The 16,813-nt window shown below is 34.9% G+C and carries 16 protein-coding genes; 5 read left to right on the forward strand and 11 right to left on the reverse strand.

All coding sequences use genetic code 11. From position 1 onward, the window contains the following. Positions 1–3: 3 nt before the first annotated feature. A complete protein-coding gene (locus tag GJU32_RS03035; RefSeq protein WP_155590455.1) occupies positions 4–2,388 on the reverse strand; it encodes an FtsX-like permease family protein in 2,385 nt (794 codons plus the stop codon). A gap of 3 nt (positions 2,389–2,391) precedes the next feature. Beyond that, positions 2,392–3,150 carry an ABC transporter ATP-binding protein gene (locus GJU32_RS03040; RefSeq protein WP_155590456.1) on the reverse strand — a complete coding sequence of 253 codons (759 nt, stop codon included), beginning with the start codon at positions 3,148–3,150 and terminating at the stop codon, positions 2,392–2,394. A gap of 166 nt (positions 3,151–3,316) precedes the next feature. On the opposite strand from GJU32_RS03040, the gene GJU32_RS03045 reads away from it, so the two are divergent. Beyond that, entirely contained in the window at positions 3,317–4,063 is a 747-nt protein-coding gene (locus GJU32_RS03045) for a DUF4184 family protein (protein WP_155590457.1), read from the forward strand. A gap of 34 nt (positions 4,064–4,097) precedes the next feature. On the opposite strand, the gene GJU32_RS03050 is transcribed toward GJU32_RS03045, so the two are convergent. The 6 genes from GJU32_RS03050 to GJU32_RS03075 form a co-directional block, all read right to left on the reverse strand. After that, complete coding sequence (locus GJU32_RS03050; RefSeq protein WP_155590458.1) at positions 4,098–5,540, reverse strand: sensor histidine kinase; 1,443 nt, start codon at positions 5,538–5,540, stop codon at positions 4,098–4,100. Positions 5,541–5,549: 9 nt separating this feature from the next. Further along, the gene (locus tag GJU32_RS03055) at positions 5,550–6,260 is read right to left on the reverse strand and encodes a response regulator transcription factor (RefSeq protein ID WP_155590459.1); all 711 of its coding nucleotides are present in this window, start codon (positions 6,258–6,260) and stop codon (positions 5,550–5,552) included. 32 nt (positions 6,261–6,292) lie between these two features. Beyond that, positions 6,293–7,000 carry an ABC transporter permease gene (locus GJU32_RS03060; RefSeq protein WP_155590460.1) on the reverse strand — a complete coding sequence of 236 codons (708 nt, stop codon included), beginning with the start codon at positions 6,998–7,000 and terminating at the stop codon, positions 6,293–6,295. A 19-nt stretch (positions 7,001–7,019) separates the two neighbouring features. Then, positions 7,020–7,892 carry an ABC transporter ATP-binding protein gene (locus GJU32_RS03065; protein WP_155590461.1) on the reverse strand — a complete coding sequence of 291 codons (873 nt, stop codon included), beginning with the start codon at positions 7,890–7,892 and terminating at the stop codon, positions 7,020–7,022. Positions 7,893–8,113: 221 nt separating this feature from the next. Further along, the gene (locus GJU32_RS03070) at positions 8,114–9,130 is read right to left on the reverse strand and encodes an ABC transporter permease (protein WP_155590462.1); all 1,017 of its coding nucleotides are present in this window, start codon (positions 9,128–9,130) and stop codon (positions 8,114–8,116) included. Then, positions 9,127–9,855, reverse strand: coding sequence for an ABC transporter ATP-binding protein (locus GJU32_RS03075; RefSeq protein WP_155590463.1), 729 nt, complete (start codon positions 9,853–9,855; stop codon positions 9,127–9,129). The genes GJU32_RS03070 and GJU32_RS03075 overlap by 4 nt, the downstream gene beginning before the upstream one ends. Before the next feature lie 263 nt (positions 9,856–10,118). On the opposite strand from GJU32_RS03075, the gene GJU32_RS03080 reads away from it, so the two are divergent. Further along, entirely contained in the window at positions 10,119–11,105 is a 987-nt protein-coding gene (locus GJU32_RS03080; protein ID WP_196426564.1) for an ABC transporter substrate-binding protein, read from the forward strand. 185 nt (positions 11,106–11,290) lie between these two features. Here the strand turns inward: GJU32_RS03080 and GJU32_RS03085 are convergent, their stop codons facing one another. The 3 genes from GJU32_RS03085 to GJU32_RS03095 all read right to left on the reverse strand — a co-directional run bounded on the left by GJU32_RS03085 (position 11,291) and on the right by GJU32_RS03095 (position 14,033). Continuing rightward, a complete protein-coding gene (locus tag GJU32_RS03085; RefSeq protein ID WP_196426565.1) occupies positions 11,291–12,088 on the reverse strand; it encodes an ABC transporter permease subunit in 798 nt (265 codons plus the stop codon). Further along, entirely contained in the window at positions 12,085–12,978 is an 894-nt protein-coding gene (locus GJU32_RS03090; RefSeq protein WP_155590466.1) for an ABC transporter ATP-binding protein, read from the reverse strand. Before GJU32_RS03090 ends, GJU32_RS03085 begins: the two co-directional genes overlap by 4 nt. Positions 12,979–13,133: 155 nt before the next feature. Further along, a complete protein-coding gene (locus tag GJU32_RS03095) occupies positions 13,134–14,033 on the reverse strand; it encodes a hypothetical protein (RefSeq protein WP_155590467.1) in 900 nt (299 codons plus the stop codon). Between the two features lie 454 nt (positions 14,034–14,487). Here GJU32_RS03095 and GJU32_RS03100 point away from each other — a divergent pair, with 454 nt between their 5' ends. From GJU32_RS03100 to GJU32_RS03110, 3 genes are all read left to right on the forward strand, one after another. Beyond that, entirely contained in the window at positions 14,488–15,048 is a 561-nt protein-coding gene (locus tag GJU32_RS03100) for a hypothetical protein (protein WP_155590468.1), read from the forward strand. 563 nt (positions 15,049–15,611) lie between these two features. After that, entirely contained in the window at positions 15,612–16,184 is a 573-nt protein-coding gene (locus GJU32_RS03105) for a class I SAM-dependent methyltransferase (RefSeq protein ID WP_155590469.1), read from the forward strand. Next, positions 16,184–16,771, forward strand: coding sequence for a DedA family protein (locus tag GJU32_RS03110; RefSeq protein WP_155590470.1), 588 nt, complete (start codon positions 16,184–16,186; stop codon positions 16,769–16,771). Before GJU32_RS03105 ends, GJU32_RS03110 begins: the two co-directional genes overlap by 1 nt. Positions 16,772–16,813 lie beyond the last annotated feature (42 nt).

Consider the following 16,813-nt stretch of genomic DNA (forward strand, 5'->3'; position numbering starts at 1 on the left):
GTTTTATTCAACAATCAAAAGGCGAGGTGAAGTTCTAGCAATAACTCGGGTCGATATCCAGCAACCAAGACAGGCAGCTAAAACACTTACAAAGCTTATTCCGATACTAATTGGCCAGTTTATAACAAGCGGTAATTCAAGTAAGCCATACTCTAAAATAATGCTTTGGAGAGCTAGAGGAATTAATTTTATACCAATAAAGATTCCTAGAAAAGCCCCTACTATTGAAAGAATGAACATACCTGATGTAATGGACCATCTAATATTTGCAGAGGTCATGCCAATGGATTTATAAATGCCATAAGTAGTGCTTTCTTTTCTAACGTTAATTCTAGACACACTAAAAACTATGATACACGTAACGATGATAAATAAAATGCCAACTATAGCAAGTGGGGTGACTAGGACTGCCACGACTTCTTTAAAGACAGCATCTAATAATGTTTGTTGCGTGACAGCAGAGATAGAGCTTTTAAAGTAACTATTAAGATCCTCAACAATCTGGGTCGAGGATGTTTCGTCTAAAAGATTAATCATACTTACTTCAGAAGAAGAGTAAGTAGCATGATAAACTTTGATAACATCTGATGTAACCCTCGCTGAATTTGACATATTCGCTATAGATTGATATATCCCAGTAACAATGAGGTGATGAGGTTTCCCTTCAATAAAAATTTCTACCACATCCCCTAAATTTTTATCTAAAGCACTAGCGACATTTATACCAATGGCCATTTCATTTTCACTTATAGGATTACGGCCAATGATCGTCTCGTAGCCAACCGCATCAAAACTCCCTTCGATCACATTGACACTAATGTTTAAAGGCGGGTTAGTCGCGTTAGGTAGTACGCCTGTGAATTGATCAAGCCATGCGTAATTTTTAATTCGTTCATCTGCCAACAAAAACTGTTCAAATTGTTGTTTTGAAAATGTTGCATCATTAAATACTGTTACAACTACATGCGATGCATCATAGCCCCATGATGGTGAAGTCTCTTTGATGGAAACAAAGCTATTCAAAATGACTACACTAAAGACTAATATGGCAGAAGTTATAGAGGTAAGAACAATTGTAAGGATGGAACTTTTTATGTTCTTTGTTATACTTTTAAAGCCTATTTGAAGTTGGATAGGCAAACTAGCTAAACGAAAGAGTCTATTAGAGCTGTTTCTACGCCGATTCATTTTACTGTTTGCACTTTCTGACATGCCATATTTGATTGCCTGTACAGGTTCCACGTTTCTTGCTTTGTTTGAATAGAAGTAAGCGGTGAGCAGGACAATGCCAAATATGACTGAGGCAATTAACATAGTGTGTCGTAAATCTTGATTAATTGTGAAATGATTTCCTGCTTTTAGATAGGATAAGGAACTTTCTATAATAATTCTGGAAAGGAATTTACTTGCGATTAGCCCAGGGATGATAGAGAAAGCTGACAACAATCCGAATTGTAGTACGTAGGTTACACTAATGTCTCTAGACGAAAGACCAAGAGATTTAATGACACCTATTGTTCTGTAATTCGTTAAAATGGCATCGGAAATGCTAAAACCAATAATAAATAAGGAAATCAAAAGCATGGCTATACCAAAGGTTATCATGATAAAGCCTATGATTTTATTAATAATTAAATAAAATGAAGCTATTTCTTCGTATTCCATTTTAGATTCAAGGTATGGACCCTGTAGAAACTTTTCAAATTCCATCCAATAGTTTGCACTTTGCTTATAGTCATCGAAGCGTAGTGCCATCATGTACTGTTCAGAACCTGCCATCGTTTCAAATTGATTTTGGTAGTCAGCATTGTTCATCCAAATACGAGCATTGGTTGTAAAAGGACCACCATATGGCATATCCACAACAATAGCAGAAACAGTTAAGTTAAACGTTTTTTCACCTGTATGAAATTCAATAGCCTCGCCTAGAGAAATATTAGCGGCTGAAGCCAACGATGTGGGAATCCAAATCGTCCCTTTTGCTGGATAAGCTTGTTTTTCTCCCTCAGAAAATAGTAATTGATCAATAACAAAGGGTGTTTTGGGCGTATTCATCATAAATAGGTATAAATTTGGCATTTCTATTCCGTTATAGGTAATTCCTGATAAATTTCTATACGGCATCAGGCTAGAGGTAGTGACGCTTTGTTGCTCTTGCCACCAATTGTTCATAGTAATGGGGTTATGAATGTCCTTACCCATAGTTAAAATCTGGTGGGCACCGTTTGAATCTTGATGTGCTTTTTCAAAAATATTGTTTGTATTGATCATGATCGTTACAGAGGTTGCTAGTAAAAGGGTAGACAATAAAAGAAGGATGGCGATGAGTCCATTTTGTAATTTTCTTTTTCTTATATGTGATGAACAAAGCGTTACAATTGCGTGCATCGTTTACTCCTTCCCCGCAACATAAGAAAAGATAATGTGTTCACGCTCTTGTATGTTGGCATGATCGTATTTTTCGAAGTTAATAATTTCTTCTATTTTTCCGTCTTGAATGATAATGAGCCGATTCGCACGGCAAGCCGCCTTCATATCATGCGTAATCATGACAACAGACTGCCCATTTCTGTTTAAATTCGTTAAAATATCTAATACGGCTACACCTTGATCGTAATTTAAACTTCCAGTAGGCTCATCTGCAAATAGAACTTCAGGGTTGTTGACTAATGCTCTAGCAATAGCGACTCTTTGTTGCTGCCCACCAGATGCTTGAGAAGGTAAACGATTTCGTTGCTCTTCAAGACCCATTAGGCCTAGTAAATGCTCTGCTTTTTGTATCACTTCTATTTTTCCTTTTTTTGCAATGTATCCTGGAAGAGCAATATTTTCCAATAATGTCATATCCGGAACAAGATTGCTACTTTGATAAACATAGCCGATTTTCTGTGAACGAAAGATAGCTAATTTTCTTTCTGAAAATGTATCTAATCGCTCTCCCTGAAAATAAACTTCTCCCGCAGTGATGGAATCAAGTCCACTTAACAGATAAAGAAGTGTTGATTTACCTGACCCTGAGTTTCCCATAATGACGGTAAAATCCCCTTTATAAATGTCGACATTCATATTTTTGATGGCATGGAATTGTTCACTCCCTGTTGAATAAGTTTTACATAAATTCTGAGCACGAATCAGTACCTCTTTTTCCACGATAAGCCTCCTCAAAATGATTATTTTTCATTAGTGTAATATGTATTTATTATCAGGTCCTTATGAAAATATTAATAAATTCTTACAGTCGGAGTAACCTTTATGAGTAAAAAACGTTATAATTAGCGATTTGGTATATGTTGTTGAAACATAGGAGGTTAAGGATATGCCATTAACTTTTGCACATCCAGCTGCTATATTACCTTTTTCTCGAAAGAGTAGATATATTCATTTTTCTGCAATGGTTTTAGGTAGTATGGCACCGGATTTTGAATATTTTTTAAGAGGCCGACCAATAGGGGAGATAGGTCATACCTTGATCGGGTTCTTTTTATTCAATCTCCCACTCGTTATATTGATCTACTTTATTTATCATCGGTTGATCCATCAGAATTTGATTAACCATTTACCGGCGTTTTTACAGGATACTTATAGTCATCAAATGACTGGAAGTATAACATGGAAGGTAGTTGTTTTTGGCTACTCGGCAATATTGGGTATGCTAACGCATGTCCTCTGGGATTCATTTACACACCAAAATGGATTTATGGTTACAAATTTCCCACTTCTTTCTCAAACATATACTTTATATGGATACCAAATACCATTCTATAAGCTTCTTCAGCATGGGAGTACATTGGTTGGTAGTACGCTTATTTTTGGTTATTTATATTACAGAGCATCTTTCATTAAAAATAACAATACGCCAGCTATTTCTCCTAAACAAAAATTCTTTTTTTGGCTTTTAGTAGTTGTTTTAACGCTCGTCTATACAAGTCTTTGGCAGCTTATCAATTATGAATCTTTTAGTAGCTATGGAATAGTGGTTGTTCGTATCATTGATTCATTTTTCTGTAGTGTATTAACACTGTCGCTATTTTTTTCGTATCGACAAAAACAAAGAAAAGGATGAAATAGAAAAAGACTTCCAAAAAATAGGAGTCTTTTTATGAGATAGGTAGTGTAAGTGTAAATGTAGTGCCTTCCTTGTGCTTGCTATGAAAGGAAATAGAACCATCATGAGCTTCCATAATATGCTGGCAAATGGATAATCCGAGCCCTGCTCCTTCATTTTTAACAGCCGTTTTTCTTCCAGAATGACGACCTCTAAAGTAACGTTCAAAAATAAAAGGCATATCCTCAGGTAGCATCCCATTTCCAGTATCAATCACTTGGATAGTTAGTAATTGATTTTCGACAATAGTAGTAATAGTGATGGAATCACCATTGGTCGTATGCTTTAGAGCATTGGTGACAAGGTTAGCTATTACCTGCTCTAGTCGATGCTCATCTACTTGAATGAGGACATTAGGAATGTTATCTGGTCCAACAAAATGAATGTTAGTTGTTTGAACAAAATGCTGAATCGGTTGTAGAATGTTTGAAAGTACATTTCGACTATATTGCTCTTTTAAATTGACTGGTATATGTCCGAGTTCCTTCAGGGTGTGAATAAATAAATCATCAATTAGCCTCGACATTTTTTCAGTATTAGTCTGCATGATTTGAATATATAACATAAGAGATTCTTTATCTGGGCAAATGCCCTCTGAAATAGCATCTAAATAGGCTTTAATGGTTGTTAAAGGAGTTCTCACTTCATGAGAAATACTAGATATGAGCTTTTTTTGATTTTGCTCTTGTTCATCCCGCTGTAAGGTTAGATGCTTTATTTCCAATCGCATTTGATCAAATACAGCGTACAATTCACCCATCTCATCTAATTTAGAATGGAAGGTAATTTGATCGTAATTCCCTTTGACAATTTCTGCAGTACTTTTTTTCAGCTCATGTAAAGGCAATATAATATCTTTACTAGCTTTCCGTATCATAGAGAAGGAGAGGGAAATGATAAAAAGGCATAGTACGCCGATAATTACTAATATAACGAAGTAGCTAGAATTAGGCGGTTTTAAGGGAAATAGAACGTCTTTGTTAATTAAAAAAATAGCATTCCCAATCTGTTCGTTGTTAATTCCATTCATAACAGGAAAGGCGATTTTTATTTTTCCAGGCTCTTGTTGTGCTGTGAATAAATCATAATGTACATCATTTTTGATAGTAATAGAAGCTGGAAAGTCTTCATCTATTGTATGAAAAATTACTTTTCCATCTAATTGAACGACGGTTATATCAATTTCTTGTTGTTTGCTCATTTTTTGGAGGGGACTACGTAAATCTGAATCTAGTGCTAATTTTGTAAAATGGTCTTCTATGTACAATAAAAGTTGATTTACTGATAATCGAATTTGATTGATCACATATTTCTCTTGTGATTCTTTTTGAGAATTCATTGAAGTTGACCATAGTAAAAGTGCACAAATAAACAAAAGTAAAACACAGATTACGATGGACCATAACCATTTGTTCATCCAATTTTTTAAATACATTTTATTCTCCTATGTGTGATTTGGTGTACTAAATTTATAGCCAACACCCCAAACCGTTTGAAGATAGATAGGGTTAGAAGGATCGATTTCAATTTTTTCTCGTAGCCGTCTAATATAAACCGTAATCGTATTTTCATCTCCGTATGTGTCATACCCCCAAACTGCATCAAGCAGCTTACTTTTAGAGAAAACTTGATTTCTATTTTTAGCTAGGAAAAATAACAACTCAAATTCTTTTGCTGATAGGGAGATAGTCTTGTTATCACGCAAAAAAGTATATTCGTTTTTATTTATTTCCATATTATCGATGTAGATGACTTCCAGCGGATTTACATTGTGTTGTAGCCATCTATCCTGTTTTCGTAAATGAGCATGTATTCTTGCCACAAGCTCACTTAAAGAGAATGGTTTTGCCATATAATCATCAGCACCAAACCCTAACCCCAGTACTTTATCCGTGTCACTGCTTCTTGCACTTAAAATGAGTATTGCAACATTACTATTTTCACGGATTTTGCGACATAATTCGATGCCATCACCATCCGGTAGAGAAAGATCAAGAATAATAAAGTCAGGCATTGTCTCTTGCAGATAATGGATGGCCTCATGGGCTGTGTTCACAATATGCGAATCGAACTGATTGACACTGAGGTAGTCCTTTATGATATTGGCAATATCATGTTCGTCTTCTACAATTAAAACTTTTGGTTTCTTCAACATAAAAAACGTCGCTCCTTCTTAAGAAATATTTATCATTTCCTTTTCCTGTTCGCTAGAAAGAAAAACAAAAGGACGATAAAGGATGTGTAAATAAATATCCAAGCAAATTGCCAAAAAAAGATGTTTGGTATACCTTTAATTTGATCGTCTATGCTCATCATTTCTAATGAAAGATGGACAGGTGGAAGCAGCCAAATAAGTCCATTTATTTGGAGAATGTTGTTCTTTATTGTAGCAATGACGACAGAAATAATGAGGATGCATAATACACCCCACCAAGTATTTTGTCTATTTTTCACGAGCTCCCTTGTAAATAAAGCTGTGAGTGCAATAGAGAGTAACGATAAACTAAAGTGAGATAAGAAACCTAATAAGATATGTAATCCTTTTGGCCTCTCGAAGAAAGCATCAATCAAGATTGGGTAGATTATTGAAACACAACTTAAGCTGAAAGCAATTAGACCACAAATAATTAAAATCCCTAAATTGTAGTGAACTGGACTTCTAGTATGAAGTGTGGTGATTATTTTTTGCCCCTCATCCTCTGCATGGAATAACGTAACAGTAAACCAGCCCATTAAAAAAAAGAGCAAAAGCGATGTAAAGGAATAGCTATCTAGTATTGGATTAGGAACAAATGTATAGTTAACGACTAGACACAAAATGAAAATTGTAAAAGGTGGCACGTAATGATAGGTTCTGAAATAATTGATAAATTGATAGCGCAATAAACTCGTCATACTTTTTTGATTCCTCCTTTCAAAAATGAGAAGAGAATTGCTCTTTATTGTGATTTATTGTGGCCAAATATTTGATAGAGGCATTTTTTTGTAGTAATTTCAGCAAAATTTGATCTGAATCTTTTTCTTGAACAATCGATACTATCTCATACTGTCCGCTAGATAAAAGCCGTTTATGTTGAATCTCAATAAAAGGAAAAATTTCATTCAGTGAAGGTAGGCTAGAGATTTCAAATATTAATTTATGTACAGGATTGTTAGACAATTCCTTTGCCTGAATAACTTTGTTTTGTTGAATAAGCAAAACCGAATCAACAAGGTTCTCAAGTAATTTAGTTTCATGACAAGTTAGAATAATACTTAGTCCTTTGTCTCTTACTTTAGTCAGGATTTGCTCGAAATCATTTTGTGCTTTGGCATCAAGTCCTGACAATGGTTCATCCAATATTAATAGATCTGTTTCTTCCAGCATCGCCTGCATAATCATTACCTTTTGTTTCATGCCTTTAGAGAAATGGACAATCCTAGTATTTCGAGCATCTATTAATTGAAACAGTTCAAGTAAATCTTCTATCTTTTGCAAAATTTGTTTTTTGTTCATTCCTCGAATACACCCCATATGATAAAGATATTCTTGGGGGGTAAATAAAATATGGGAAGGGGTCACTTCAGGTACATAACCAATCTTTAATGCTTGTCTGTGCTTAACAATGAATCCGCTGTCGGGTTTTAGTAATGCTGCCATGATCTTTAGTAACGTACTCTTTCCAGAACCGTTGTTCCCTACAAGGGCAATAATTTGATTGGCAGCAATTGAAATCGATACATTCTCTAAAATTTTTTTCCCATTATATTGTTTGCAGATGTTTTGTACTTCTAAAATAGTAGTCATCTTCACACACCTTTATTTTCGGTTATTGATAAGTAATGTTTTATTCACTTGATTCGATGTCTTGCATGTTAAGGGTATAAATCAATTAGTTGACCATAAAATCATTATAATGAAAATTATTCAATAACTTCAATGAAATTGGATAAATTTCCTGTTTTTAGTTAAATCGATGCCGAAATAAAAAAGTTCTGCTCTTCAATGGCAGAACTTTTAACTCTTGATTACAACGAACGATATTTTTTTAAACTGATAATATTTAATGTTATAAAAACAATGGCGAAACAAGTAAGGATACTTAGATTCACTAGAATGTCATTAAAAGAATAACCTTTATACATAACGCCATTCAATGCATCCGCAGCATAGTATAGAGGCATGATACGCCCAATATTTTGAAGCCATTCCGCCATGCTATCGAGCGGAAAGATGCCCGAAAAGAATACTTGCGGAACAATAACAAGTGGAATAAATTGCATCATTTGAAATTCTGAAGCAGCAAAGCTTGATAGCAATGCACCTAAAGATAAGGATACTAGGGCAACCACTATATTGATGAGTAAGACGAGCCAAATAGAGCCCACATGGACGATATCAAGCACATAGATGCCGAACAGCACAATAATAATTGTTTGTAGAAAGGCAAATAAACCATAGCCGACCATATAGCCTGCAACAATTTCTGAGCGTTTAATGGGTGTCGCTAGCAAACGCTCCAATGTCCCAGAAGTACGTTCCTTTAACAGAGCAATCCCTGTAATTAAAAAGACAAAGAAGAACACGAAGAAGCCAATTAACATGGGACTAAAAATATCGAAAATCGCCGTATTCTCATCTCCGTATACATAGTCTGTTTCCAAACTGCCCGTAGAAGCTTGTGTAGGCTGCAAAATTTGAGCAAGTTGCATCGTTAAAGCTTTTGCCCGAGAAGGATCATCGTTTAATAGCGTTAATTTACGCTCATTTAGCGAGATTGCTAGCCATCCATCATACTCTTTGTTTTGTAGTTGCTTTTTCGTAAAATGATCGTCCTCAATAATTGTAAAATCCGCATTTTTCAATTTATCGATTAATGGTGCGGGCGCATTGGAGACGACAAGTGTGACAGAAGCTCCGTTACTATTAAAAATAAAGTACATTAACGACAATACAAGAAGCGGGGCTAAAAATAATAAAGCAAGCGTCCGTTTATCTCGTTTCATTTGTTGAATAATTCTTGTGACGATAGCAGCTATTCTCATCGTACGTCACCTCCAGCCTTTAAAAACACTTCATCAAAATCTTTCGCCTGGTAATGTTCTTTCAATTCTTGTGGTGTGCCTTGTGCAATAATATGCCCGCTTCTTAGCATAGCTAATTGATCGCATTTTTCTGCTTCATCCATTGCATGAGTTGTCACTAAAATCGTTTTTTGTTCCTCTTCTTTTAAACGAATTAGTTCTTGCCAAATTTCCTTTTTTAGGACAGGATCAATACCAACTGTTGGTTCATCTAAAATCAGTAGTTTAGGATTTTGAATAAGGGCTATAGCTAGAGATAATCGACGTTTCATTCCTCCAGAATAATTCATCACTTTCAGCTGTAAGTCATCAGTCAAACGGACAAGGCTTGCGGCATAATCTACACGCTTCATTCGTTCTGCCTTCGATAAAGAATAAAGCTTTGCAAAAAAATGTAAGTTTTCTTCACCCGTTAAATCTGTATAAAGTGCATCGGATTGCGCCATATAACCGATATCGTTCAATAATTGCTTATGTGGAACGACCAAATCTAACACTTGAATACTGCCATTATCAGGTTTCAGCATGCCCATAATCATTTTGATTAGCGTTGTTTTGCCACAGCCTGATGGACCAAGTAAGCCCATTAATTGCCCCGTAGGAATATCTAAGGAAAGGGGAGCAATAACTTGTTTATGCTGAAAATTTTTTTCAAGAGATTTAATAGAGATTGCACAGTTTCCCATATAGACCTCACTCCTTCACTGAACACAATGTTGATTTGATAAAAATTTTACAGTAGCATGTGGGCAAATACAATCAACAGTTTGCCAACATGTGTAAAGCTCGTTGAGTGGACGGATTTCGTTGCTTCGGAATCCGTAGATAAAAAGAGAGGTGTTATTAAAACGATGCGTATATCCATAACCTTTTAAAAACACCATTGATAATGATAATCATTTTCAATATAATGTTTACTAGAAACAGTTAAAGGAGAAGGATAATGGTAATGAATAAGTACATAAAAAAATCTATATGGGTAATGTTGTTAATGAGTCTACTGCTAATAATGGGGGCTTGTGGTAGCAAAAATGAGGATACATCTCAAGAACAAGAAGGGACAAATGATGATAAGGAATCCACAACGACTGAAACAACACGTATAGTAACGGATTCAGTAGGACGTGAAGTAGAAGTACCGATGGACCCGCAACGTGTAATTGTGGATTGGGATTTAGGTCACGTATTAGCTGTAGGTGTTGTACCCGTTGCTTCAACAACAAAGGTCATTGGTTATGGTGAATTTTTAAAAGAATATTATCAAGGGCAGGACATTGTAGATCTTGGAAATGAAGATGCTGTATCCTTAGAAACAGCTACTAGTCTAAAACCAGATTTAATTATTACGTTTGCAGAAAAAAATATAGAACAATATGAAAAAATTGCACCAACGATTGTGTTCAGTACAGATAACTACGACGGCGTGGAAGCAGAAATTACAGCGATTGGCGAAATGTTAAATCACCAAGAGGATGCTAAGAAGTTTATAGCAGATTACACAGAGCGTGCAAAAGTAGCTGAAGAAAAAATCAAAGCCGTCATCCCAGAAGGCATAACATTCTCTCTCTTTACGTTATCAGAGAAAGAAATTGCGGTGATTCCAAGTGGTAACTCAGGCGGTGATGCAATGTATGATTTATTAAAACTTACAGCACCAACATCGATTCAAAAGCTAATTGAAGATAGCAACGGAGATTGGCAGAAGCAACGTATTTCATGGGAAATTGTAGGTGACTATGTAGGTGATTATGTAGGTATTTTAGATTATGATCAAAAATATGAAACTACTTCTACATGGGATAATTTGGATGTCGTGAAAAATAACAAAGTGATTACATTCGATGGGAAGTACTTCTTCTCAGCAGATCCAATCTCTGTTATTAATCAAGCAGAACACATGGCAGAACAAATTATTGAATTAGTACATAAACAATAAAGTGAAACTTCAATCAGTGGGATTTTTCCAATTCCACTGATTGTTTGTCTTCACCTATCATTGTTTTACGGTCTGTTGATTGCCCACCTATACTTACGATTTATAGGGAATGTAGTAGCTAGTATGTAACGATAAATCTCTACATATCAATCTAGCAATTGAAAGACTATGTAGAAATTATCATGCTATAAATGTAAATCTCGTTTAACAAAGAAACGAATAGCTAAACTATAGCAAAGTAAGCCGATTAGTAAAAGAGCTCCCATCATCCACCAGCTAGAGCTATCTTGATGAATTAATTTATCTGAATCGAACAAGGTATAGATTGTGAAGTATTGTAATTTGTCTAATGAGCCGCCCATATTACTGAGTGCCTCAATAAGATAAAAGACAATGGGAATCCCAGCGCTATAGGCATAGGAAGTTCTTAAATCTTTACTGCTACAGGAAATAAGAAAGCAAAATCCACTAATGGCAAAGTGTAACAAAAATAGCCCGCAATTTAACAGAAGCAAGGCTGTTAAGTCCAGCTCATTCGGAAACAACAATTTCTCAAAGACGATCATCACCAAAGTGGTAACAGCAAGGAGTGTGAAAATACTAACAATCAGAAATAGTGCTTGTGTAAGAGCAATTTTAAAGCGAGTATTCGGTGTGGCGATTAAATAGGCCATCGAACCATTGTCGATATAGCCCATGATTAGCTTATTGGCTAACATAATAGTGAATACCAAAGGCAGAATCATCAATAAAAATCCATATAAGTACGTAGAAAGAAATTCAATTAATGTATCACCAATGCTGCTCATACCAAATGCGGCCATCATTTCAGGCATTGTTTCGGTAAATTTTTTTAGCATGTCCGTCATTTCAGGGTTATACATGTAAATTACACTGACAATATAAAGCAATAGTACGCCTATGATAATAGCAAATAGTTTAAGAGAGGCGAATAATTCATGCTTGAATAAAGTAAAGTTCATGATTCTGTACCTCCTCTTTCGTAGTAATGCATAAATATGTCTTCTAATGATTGTGAAATGACATCCAGATCCATAATTTTGTAGTTTGCTAAAGATTGAAGAAATGCTTGAAGATCACCTGTTATGGTAATGACAACTTTTGTTGAAGAAATCTGTTCAAGTACATATTTCTCATCAAAGAAACGAGTAAGCTCTTGTTCGTCTTGGAATTCAATCATGTATTTTTTTGACTTGCGTTTCTTTAAGTCTGCAATTGTTTCAATTGCAACTATTTTACCTGCATTGATAATCGCTACACGGTCACATGTTTTCTCAACCTCTTCAATCATATGGGAGGACATAAAAATAGTTGTTCCTTTGTCCTTTTCAGCTAAGATAAATTCAATAAATTTTGTTTGCATAAGCGGGTCTAATCCACTTGTAGGTTCATCTAAAATGACAATCTCAGGTTGATGCATAAAGGCACAAACTAAACCGACCTTCTGCTTCATGCCTTTCGACATTTTCTTTATAAGTCCAGAGGCATCTAATTCAAAGTAGTGCATTAATTCCTCAGCTCGAGTGAAGTCACTCACTCCTCTTAATTTCGCAATAAAGTGAATAAATTGTTTACCTGTCATTTTATCGATAAACGCAATTTCTCCAGGTAAATAGCCAACAAATTGTTGGATAGCCGCAGTTGATTCCCTACAATTGAGTCCTTTAATGGAACAATAACCTTCAGTTGGCTGTAAAAAGCCCATTAAATGACGAATAGTTGTAGATTTCCCGGCACCATTTGGTCCTAAAAAACCAAACACCTCACCTTGTGGAATCTGTAGATGAACATTTTGTATACTATAAAAATCGCCAAACCTTTTTGTTAAATGGTTTACCTCAATTATGGACATGCCAATCACCCCATTTTTTCATCGTAGTATTTATATCCATATTATCGTGGAATAAACAACTATTTGGAAGCTTTATAAGCATAGAAAAAAAGAACATGACGATGACCTTTTTCATTAGTCTCACACATGTTCTGATGTTAGCCCGTTGATCACATTTATTTGTCGTAATAATCGTTCAACGCCACTTCTAAACGTTCTTCCAAATACTGTGAAATATAGCTTAGCACAAATTGCTCTTTGTCCATTTCAATTTGTGCGGATTTGAACATCTTGGCAAAAAAACTTACTTTATGGTTCTGTGAAAATTGCTGTAAAGCTTCTGTACGTAAAGTTGACACGATTTCATTTTCAATATGACGTTCCCTAATTTTTTGCACAATATCCTTTACACTGTTTTCTTGAAGCTCAGAAATTTGTTTTTGAAGATGTTCATTTTCTTGTTTAAGTTCCACTGTTTCTTTTTGAATTTCCTCTACTTGAAGGGCAGAGTCAGAGGATAATCGTTGAAAGCTCTGAGCAAGAAAATCCTGATTTATGTTTACTTGTAACGTTCCTTGCTCTTCATTTGGCAAAATCTGAAAGAGACCTGTTTGGATCATTTGCTGTAGGACGTTTCCAAGCACATCAATTTTATGAGATAAATCCTCAGAATCCATAGTCGTTGCGGTAATTTGATGTTTCAGTAATTGATCATGTTCATCAATACCTAGCAATAATTTTATTCCCCTCACACGATACTCATCCTTCAATAATAGAATCATTCTTAGCCTAACGATAGCAGGTAGATTTAAACGAATATTACCACTCACATTGGGTGAAGCATTATCAAAAATGTACTGTTCAAACGGTTTTAAATAGTAGCGAAGCATGGCGTCTGTAATATCAAACCAGCCCGCAACCTCTGCTATTGTATAGTGTTTGGATTCATCGATGTCTGCTAAATAAGTATCTTGATAAAGGAACTCCTCTAAAGGCGTATGTTGTAGTGCAACAAACAATGGGTCATCTTGCACAATTCCAAGTACCATTTCTTTTGCATCATTTACTTTAAGCATCCTATCACACCCCACTTTATTTTTCCCATGACTAATTGTTCTCTATATAGGTTTCTATTCGATTGGAAGCAATTGTATGCCTATTTTATGTAGGAAATAATCATTAGAACGAAGTACCTTTTAACCTTTTATGACTCTTAAGGAAAATTTAACATGAACGTGAATGATCGATTACGTAAGGTTTTTGAAAATAGAGAGGGTTAAGGTATGTTGAACACATTATGTTAAAGTGGTGAGTTATGGCCAACAAGGAGTTTTAGCAGCGTAGAGCTTGCTAATCAATCAAATGTACTGATTCGCATATATGGAGAACGATTAGTAAAGAGTTGCTCCAGATGAACACCTTATAGCAATTGGCTAAAAATCATGTACTAGATTTATAAGTGTTTTTAAACTAAAAGCTATAGTGAAATTCCTTCATATTCTGTATATTGGTGTATGAGGAGGAGATTTAATGGCAAGAAAATTAATTTTACCATTACTTTTATTACTAGGTGTTGTAATGACTGGCTGTAGCCAGGATCAAGACAAAGATAATAATAATGGTGGAGACGTAGAAGTAAAAATACCAGCTACATTTTTCGAGGGACAGGACATAGATTCTGTTATTTCTAAGGCAAAAAATAGTGGGGTTAAGGAAGTCATTAAGAATGATGATGGTTCATTAACTTATAAAATGTCTAAAACAGAGCATAAAGAAATGATGAAAGGCTTAAAAGAAGGCATTATAGCAAGTGTAGAGGAAATTAAAGCTAGTGAAGAGTTCAAATCTATAAAAGATGTTACTTATAACAAATCCTTTTCTGAATTCACACTATCTGTCAACAAAAAAGAGTTTGAAAATAGTATGGATACAATGGCATCCTTTGGACTAGCTTTAACAGGAATGTATTACCAACTATTTAATGGTGTAGACGAAGGAAATAATAAAGTCACAGTAATTTTTAAAGATGAATCAAACGGAGAGGTAATTAATACAATTGTTTATCCAGATGATTTAAAAGAGAATAAATAAGTTTAAGAGCACCTTAAGGGGTGCTTTTTCTATTATAAAGAGGCTATACAGAAAGGAGGACTGTAAATGACTAGATCATTAACATTAATAACACCATTGAGACTAGCTGATGTCGTGGATTTTAAATGAAATGTCTCTCAGAGATTGGAGAAAACGATAATGAATAGGCCAGGCTGTTACAACTAAGTATTGAGGTACGCTAACCAGGTTCTTAAAACACGGGTAGAAAAGTTTATTACAGGCTGCTTATAGAAATGATCAAGATTATTAAATAACCGAGTATCAAAAATAAAACAAAAGTTATCAAATTCAATGAATACCTATCCGTTTATTTTTAGTACCCCAGTAAAAAATTCTGCGAATGTACTCCACATGAAAATACAGCAAAATACGACATACAGAGATGGCTCAAAAACAAAGACTTATTCATACTTAACCAATTGTAAATACAGCTAAATAATGTAAACTCTTAAGGAAAATTTAAGAATTCTCCTTGCAAATCTTTAAGAAATGCTCGTTATAGTTAGAATCATCAACGATAAAAGCAAAGCGAGGAGAAGTATATGCAATTCATCACATTCCTTACTGAATTTATAAAACACCCGAAAACAATTGGTGCGATATCACCTAGCTCCAAAAAGTTAGCTCATAAAATGGTACAACCCATTTGTTTTGAATCTGCCCAATGCATTGTTGAGCTTGGTCCTGGAATGGGGTCCTTTACAAATGAGCTTGTGAAGAGAAAACAGGAAGCGACATTACTGATTCTAATTGAACATAATATGATTTTTTGTGAAAAACTACGTCAACAGTTCGCGCATGAAGCTAATGTTGTTGTGATTAATGGTTCGGCAGAAAATTTGATGCAATATATGAAAGAGTTGAAAATCAAAAAAATCGACTATGTCATCTCAGGGCTACCTTTTACATCATTAAAGCCTGAAATGTCATGTAGTATTTTGAAAAATGTGAAGGATTGTTTGCAGAATGGCAAATTTATTACATTCCAATATTCACTCGTGAAAAAATCATTCTTCCAAGAATATTTTCAGGATATTTCTCATGAAAAAGTATGGATTAATATGCCCCCAGCTTATGTACTTAGCTGTAAACTTGGAAACATGAGGGCAAGTTAATGGAGTTACAGGATCTTTTATTATTTATTGAACAATATGGCTATTTTGCTTTGTTTTTTAGTTTATGGCTTGGCATTATAGGCATGCCGCTCCCAGATGAAATGATTGTGATGAGCGGTGGTTTTTTATCTTCATTAGAAAAAATGACTGTGTGGAAATCCTTTTTACTTACCTATTTAGGTGTTGTGTCTGGTCTTTCGTTAGGGTATGTCCTTGGTAAACTATTTGGACCTAGAGTACTCGATAAACTGGTTAACAAGAAAAAGGCAAAATACTTATTGAAATCGAAAGAATTACTAGATAACTATGGACGTTTCGCATTGGTGATTAGTTACTTTATCCCGATTGTCAGACATATCCTTCCGTACCTGGTGGGGATGAATAATATGTCCTTTAAAACATATGCATTGTTCTCCTATACGACGGGCTTTGTTTGGACACTCATTTATTTTACACTGGGTCTATTATTTGGCAGTCAAATTGAGTATATAGCTGCTCTTGCGACTAAATATGGTATTTATTTTGGCGTTTTCATCGCTATCATCAGCTGTTTTTATTATTTTTATATACGAAAATTAAAAAAATAGTTAAAATTAGGAACGTTCATATTGGCAAATAGTTGAATAATG

It is taken from the genome of Lysinibacillus cavernae, assembly GCF_009724685.1.
In the GTDB taxonomy this organism is placed as follows: domain Bacteria; phylum Bacillota; class Bacilli; order Bacillales_A; family Planococcaceae; genus Lysinibacillus; species Lysinibacillus cavernae.

What these genes read in the sequence shown, in the direction of transcription:
- GJU32_RS03090 (WP_155590466.1), bottom strand. Translation starts at nt 12,978, where the DNA reads ATGTCCATAATTGAGGTAAACCATTTAACAAAAAGGTTTGGCGATTTT.
- GJU32_RS03060 (WP_155590460.1), bottom strand. Translation starts at nt 7,000, where the DNA reads ATGACGAGTTTATTGCGCTATCAATTTATCAATTATTTCAGAACCTAT.
- GJU32_RS03085 (WP_196426565.1), bottom strand. Translation starts at nt 12,088, where the DNA reads ATGAACTTTACTTTATTCAAGCATGAATTATTCGCCTCTCTTAAACTA.
- GJU32_RS03080 (WP_196426564.1), top strand. Translation starts at nt 10,119, where the DNA reads ATGAATAAGTACATAAAAAAATCTATATGGGTAATGTTGTTAATGAGT.
- GJU32_RS03075 (WP_155590463.1), bottom strand. Translation starts at nt 9,855, where the DNA reads ATGGGAAACTGTGCAATCTCTATTAAATCTCTTGAAAAAAATTTTCAG.
- GJU32_RS03110 (WP_155590470.1), top strand. Translation starts at nt 16,184, where the DNA reads ATGGAGTTACAGGATCTTTTATTATTTATTGAACAATATGGCTATTTT.
- GJU32_RS03100 (WP_155590468.1), top strand. Translation starts at nt 14,488, where the DNA reads ATGGCAAGAAAATTAATTTTACCATTACTTTTATTACTAGGTGTTGTA.
- GJU32_RS03055 (WP_155590459.1), bottom strand. Translation starts at nt 6,260, where the DNA reads ATGTTGAAGAAACCAAAAGTTTTAATTGTAGAAGACGAACATGATATT.
- GJU32_RS03070 (WP_155590462.1), bottom strand. Translation starts at nt 9,130, where the DNA reads ATGAGAATAGCTGCTATCGTCACAAGAATTATTCAACAAATGAAACGA.
- GJU32_RS03065 (WP_155590461.1), bottom strand. Translation starts at nt 7,892, where the DNA reads ATGACTACTATTTTAGAAGTACAAAACATCTGCAAACAATATAATGGG.
- GJU32_RS03035 (WP_155590455.1), bottom strand. Translation starts at nt 2,388, where the DNA reads ATGCACGCAATTGTAACGCTTTGTTCATCACATATAAGAAAAAGAAAA.
- GJU32_RS03095 (WP_155590467.1), bottom strand. Translation starts at nt 14,033, where the DNA reads ATGCTTAAAGTAAATGATGCAAAAGAAATGGTACTTGGAATTGTGCAA.
- GJU32_RS03050 (WP_155590458.1), bottom strand. Translation starts at nt 5,540, where the DNA reads ATGTATTTAAAAAATTGGATGAACAAATGGTTATGGTCCATCGTAATC.
- GJU32_RS03045 (WP_155590457.1), top strand. Translation starts at nt 3,317, where the DNA reads ATGCCATTAACTTTTGCACATCCAGCTGCTATATTACCTTTTTCTCGA.
- GJU32_RS03105 (WP_155590469.1), top strand. Translation starts at nt 15,612, where the DNA reads ATGCAATTCATCACATTCCTTACTGAATTTATAAAACACCCGAAAACA.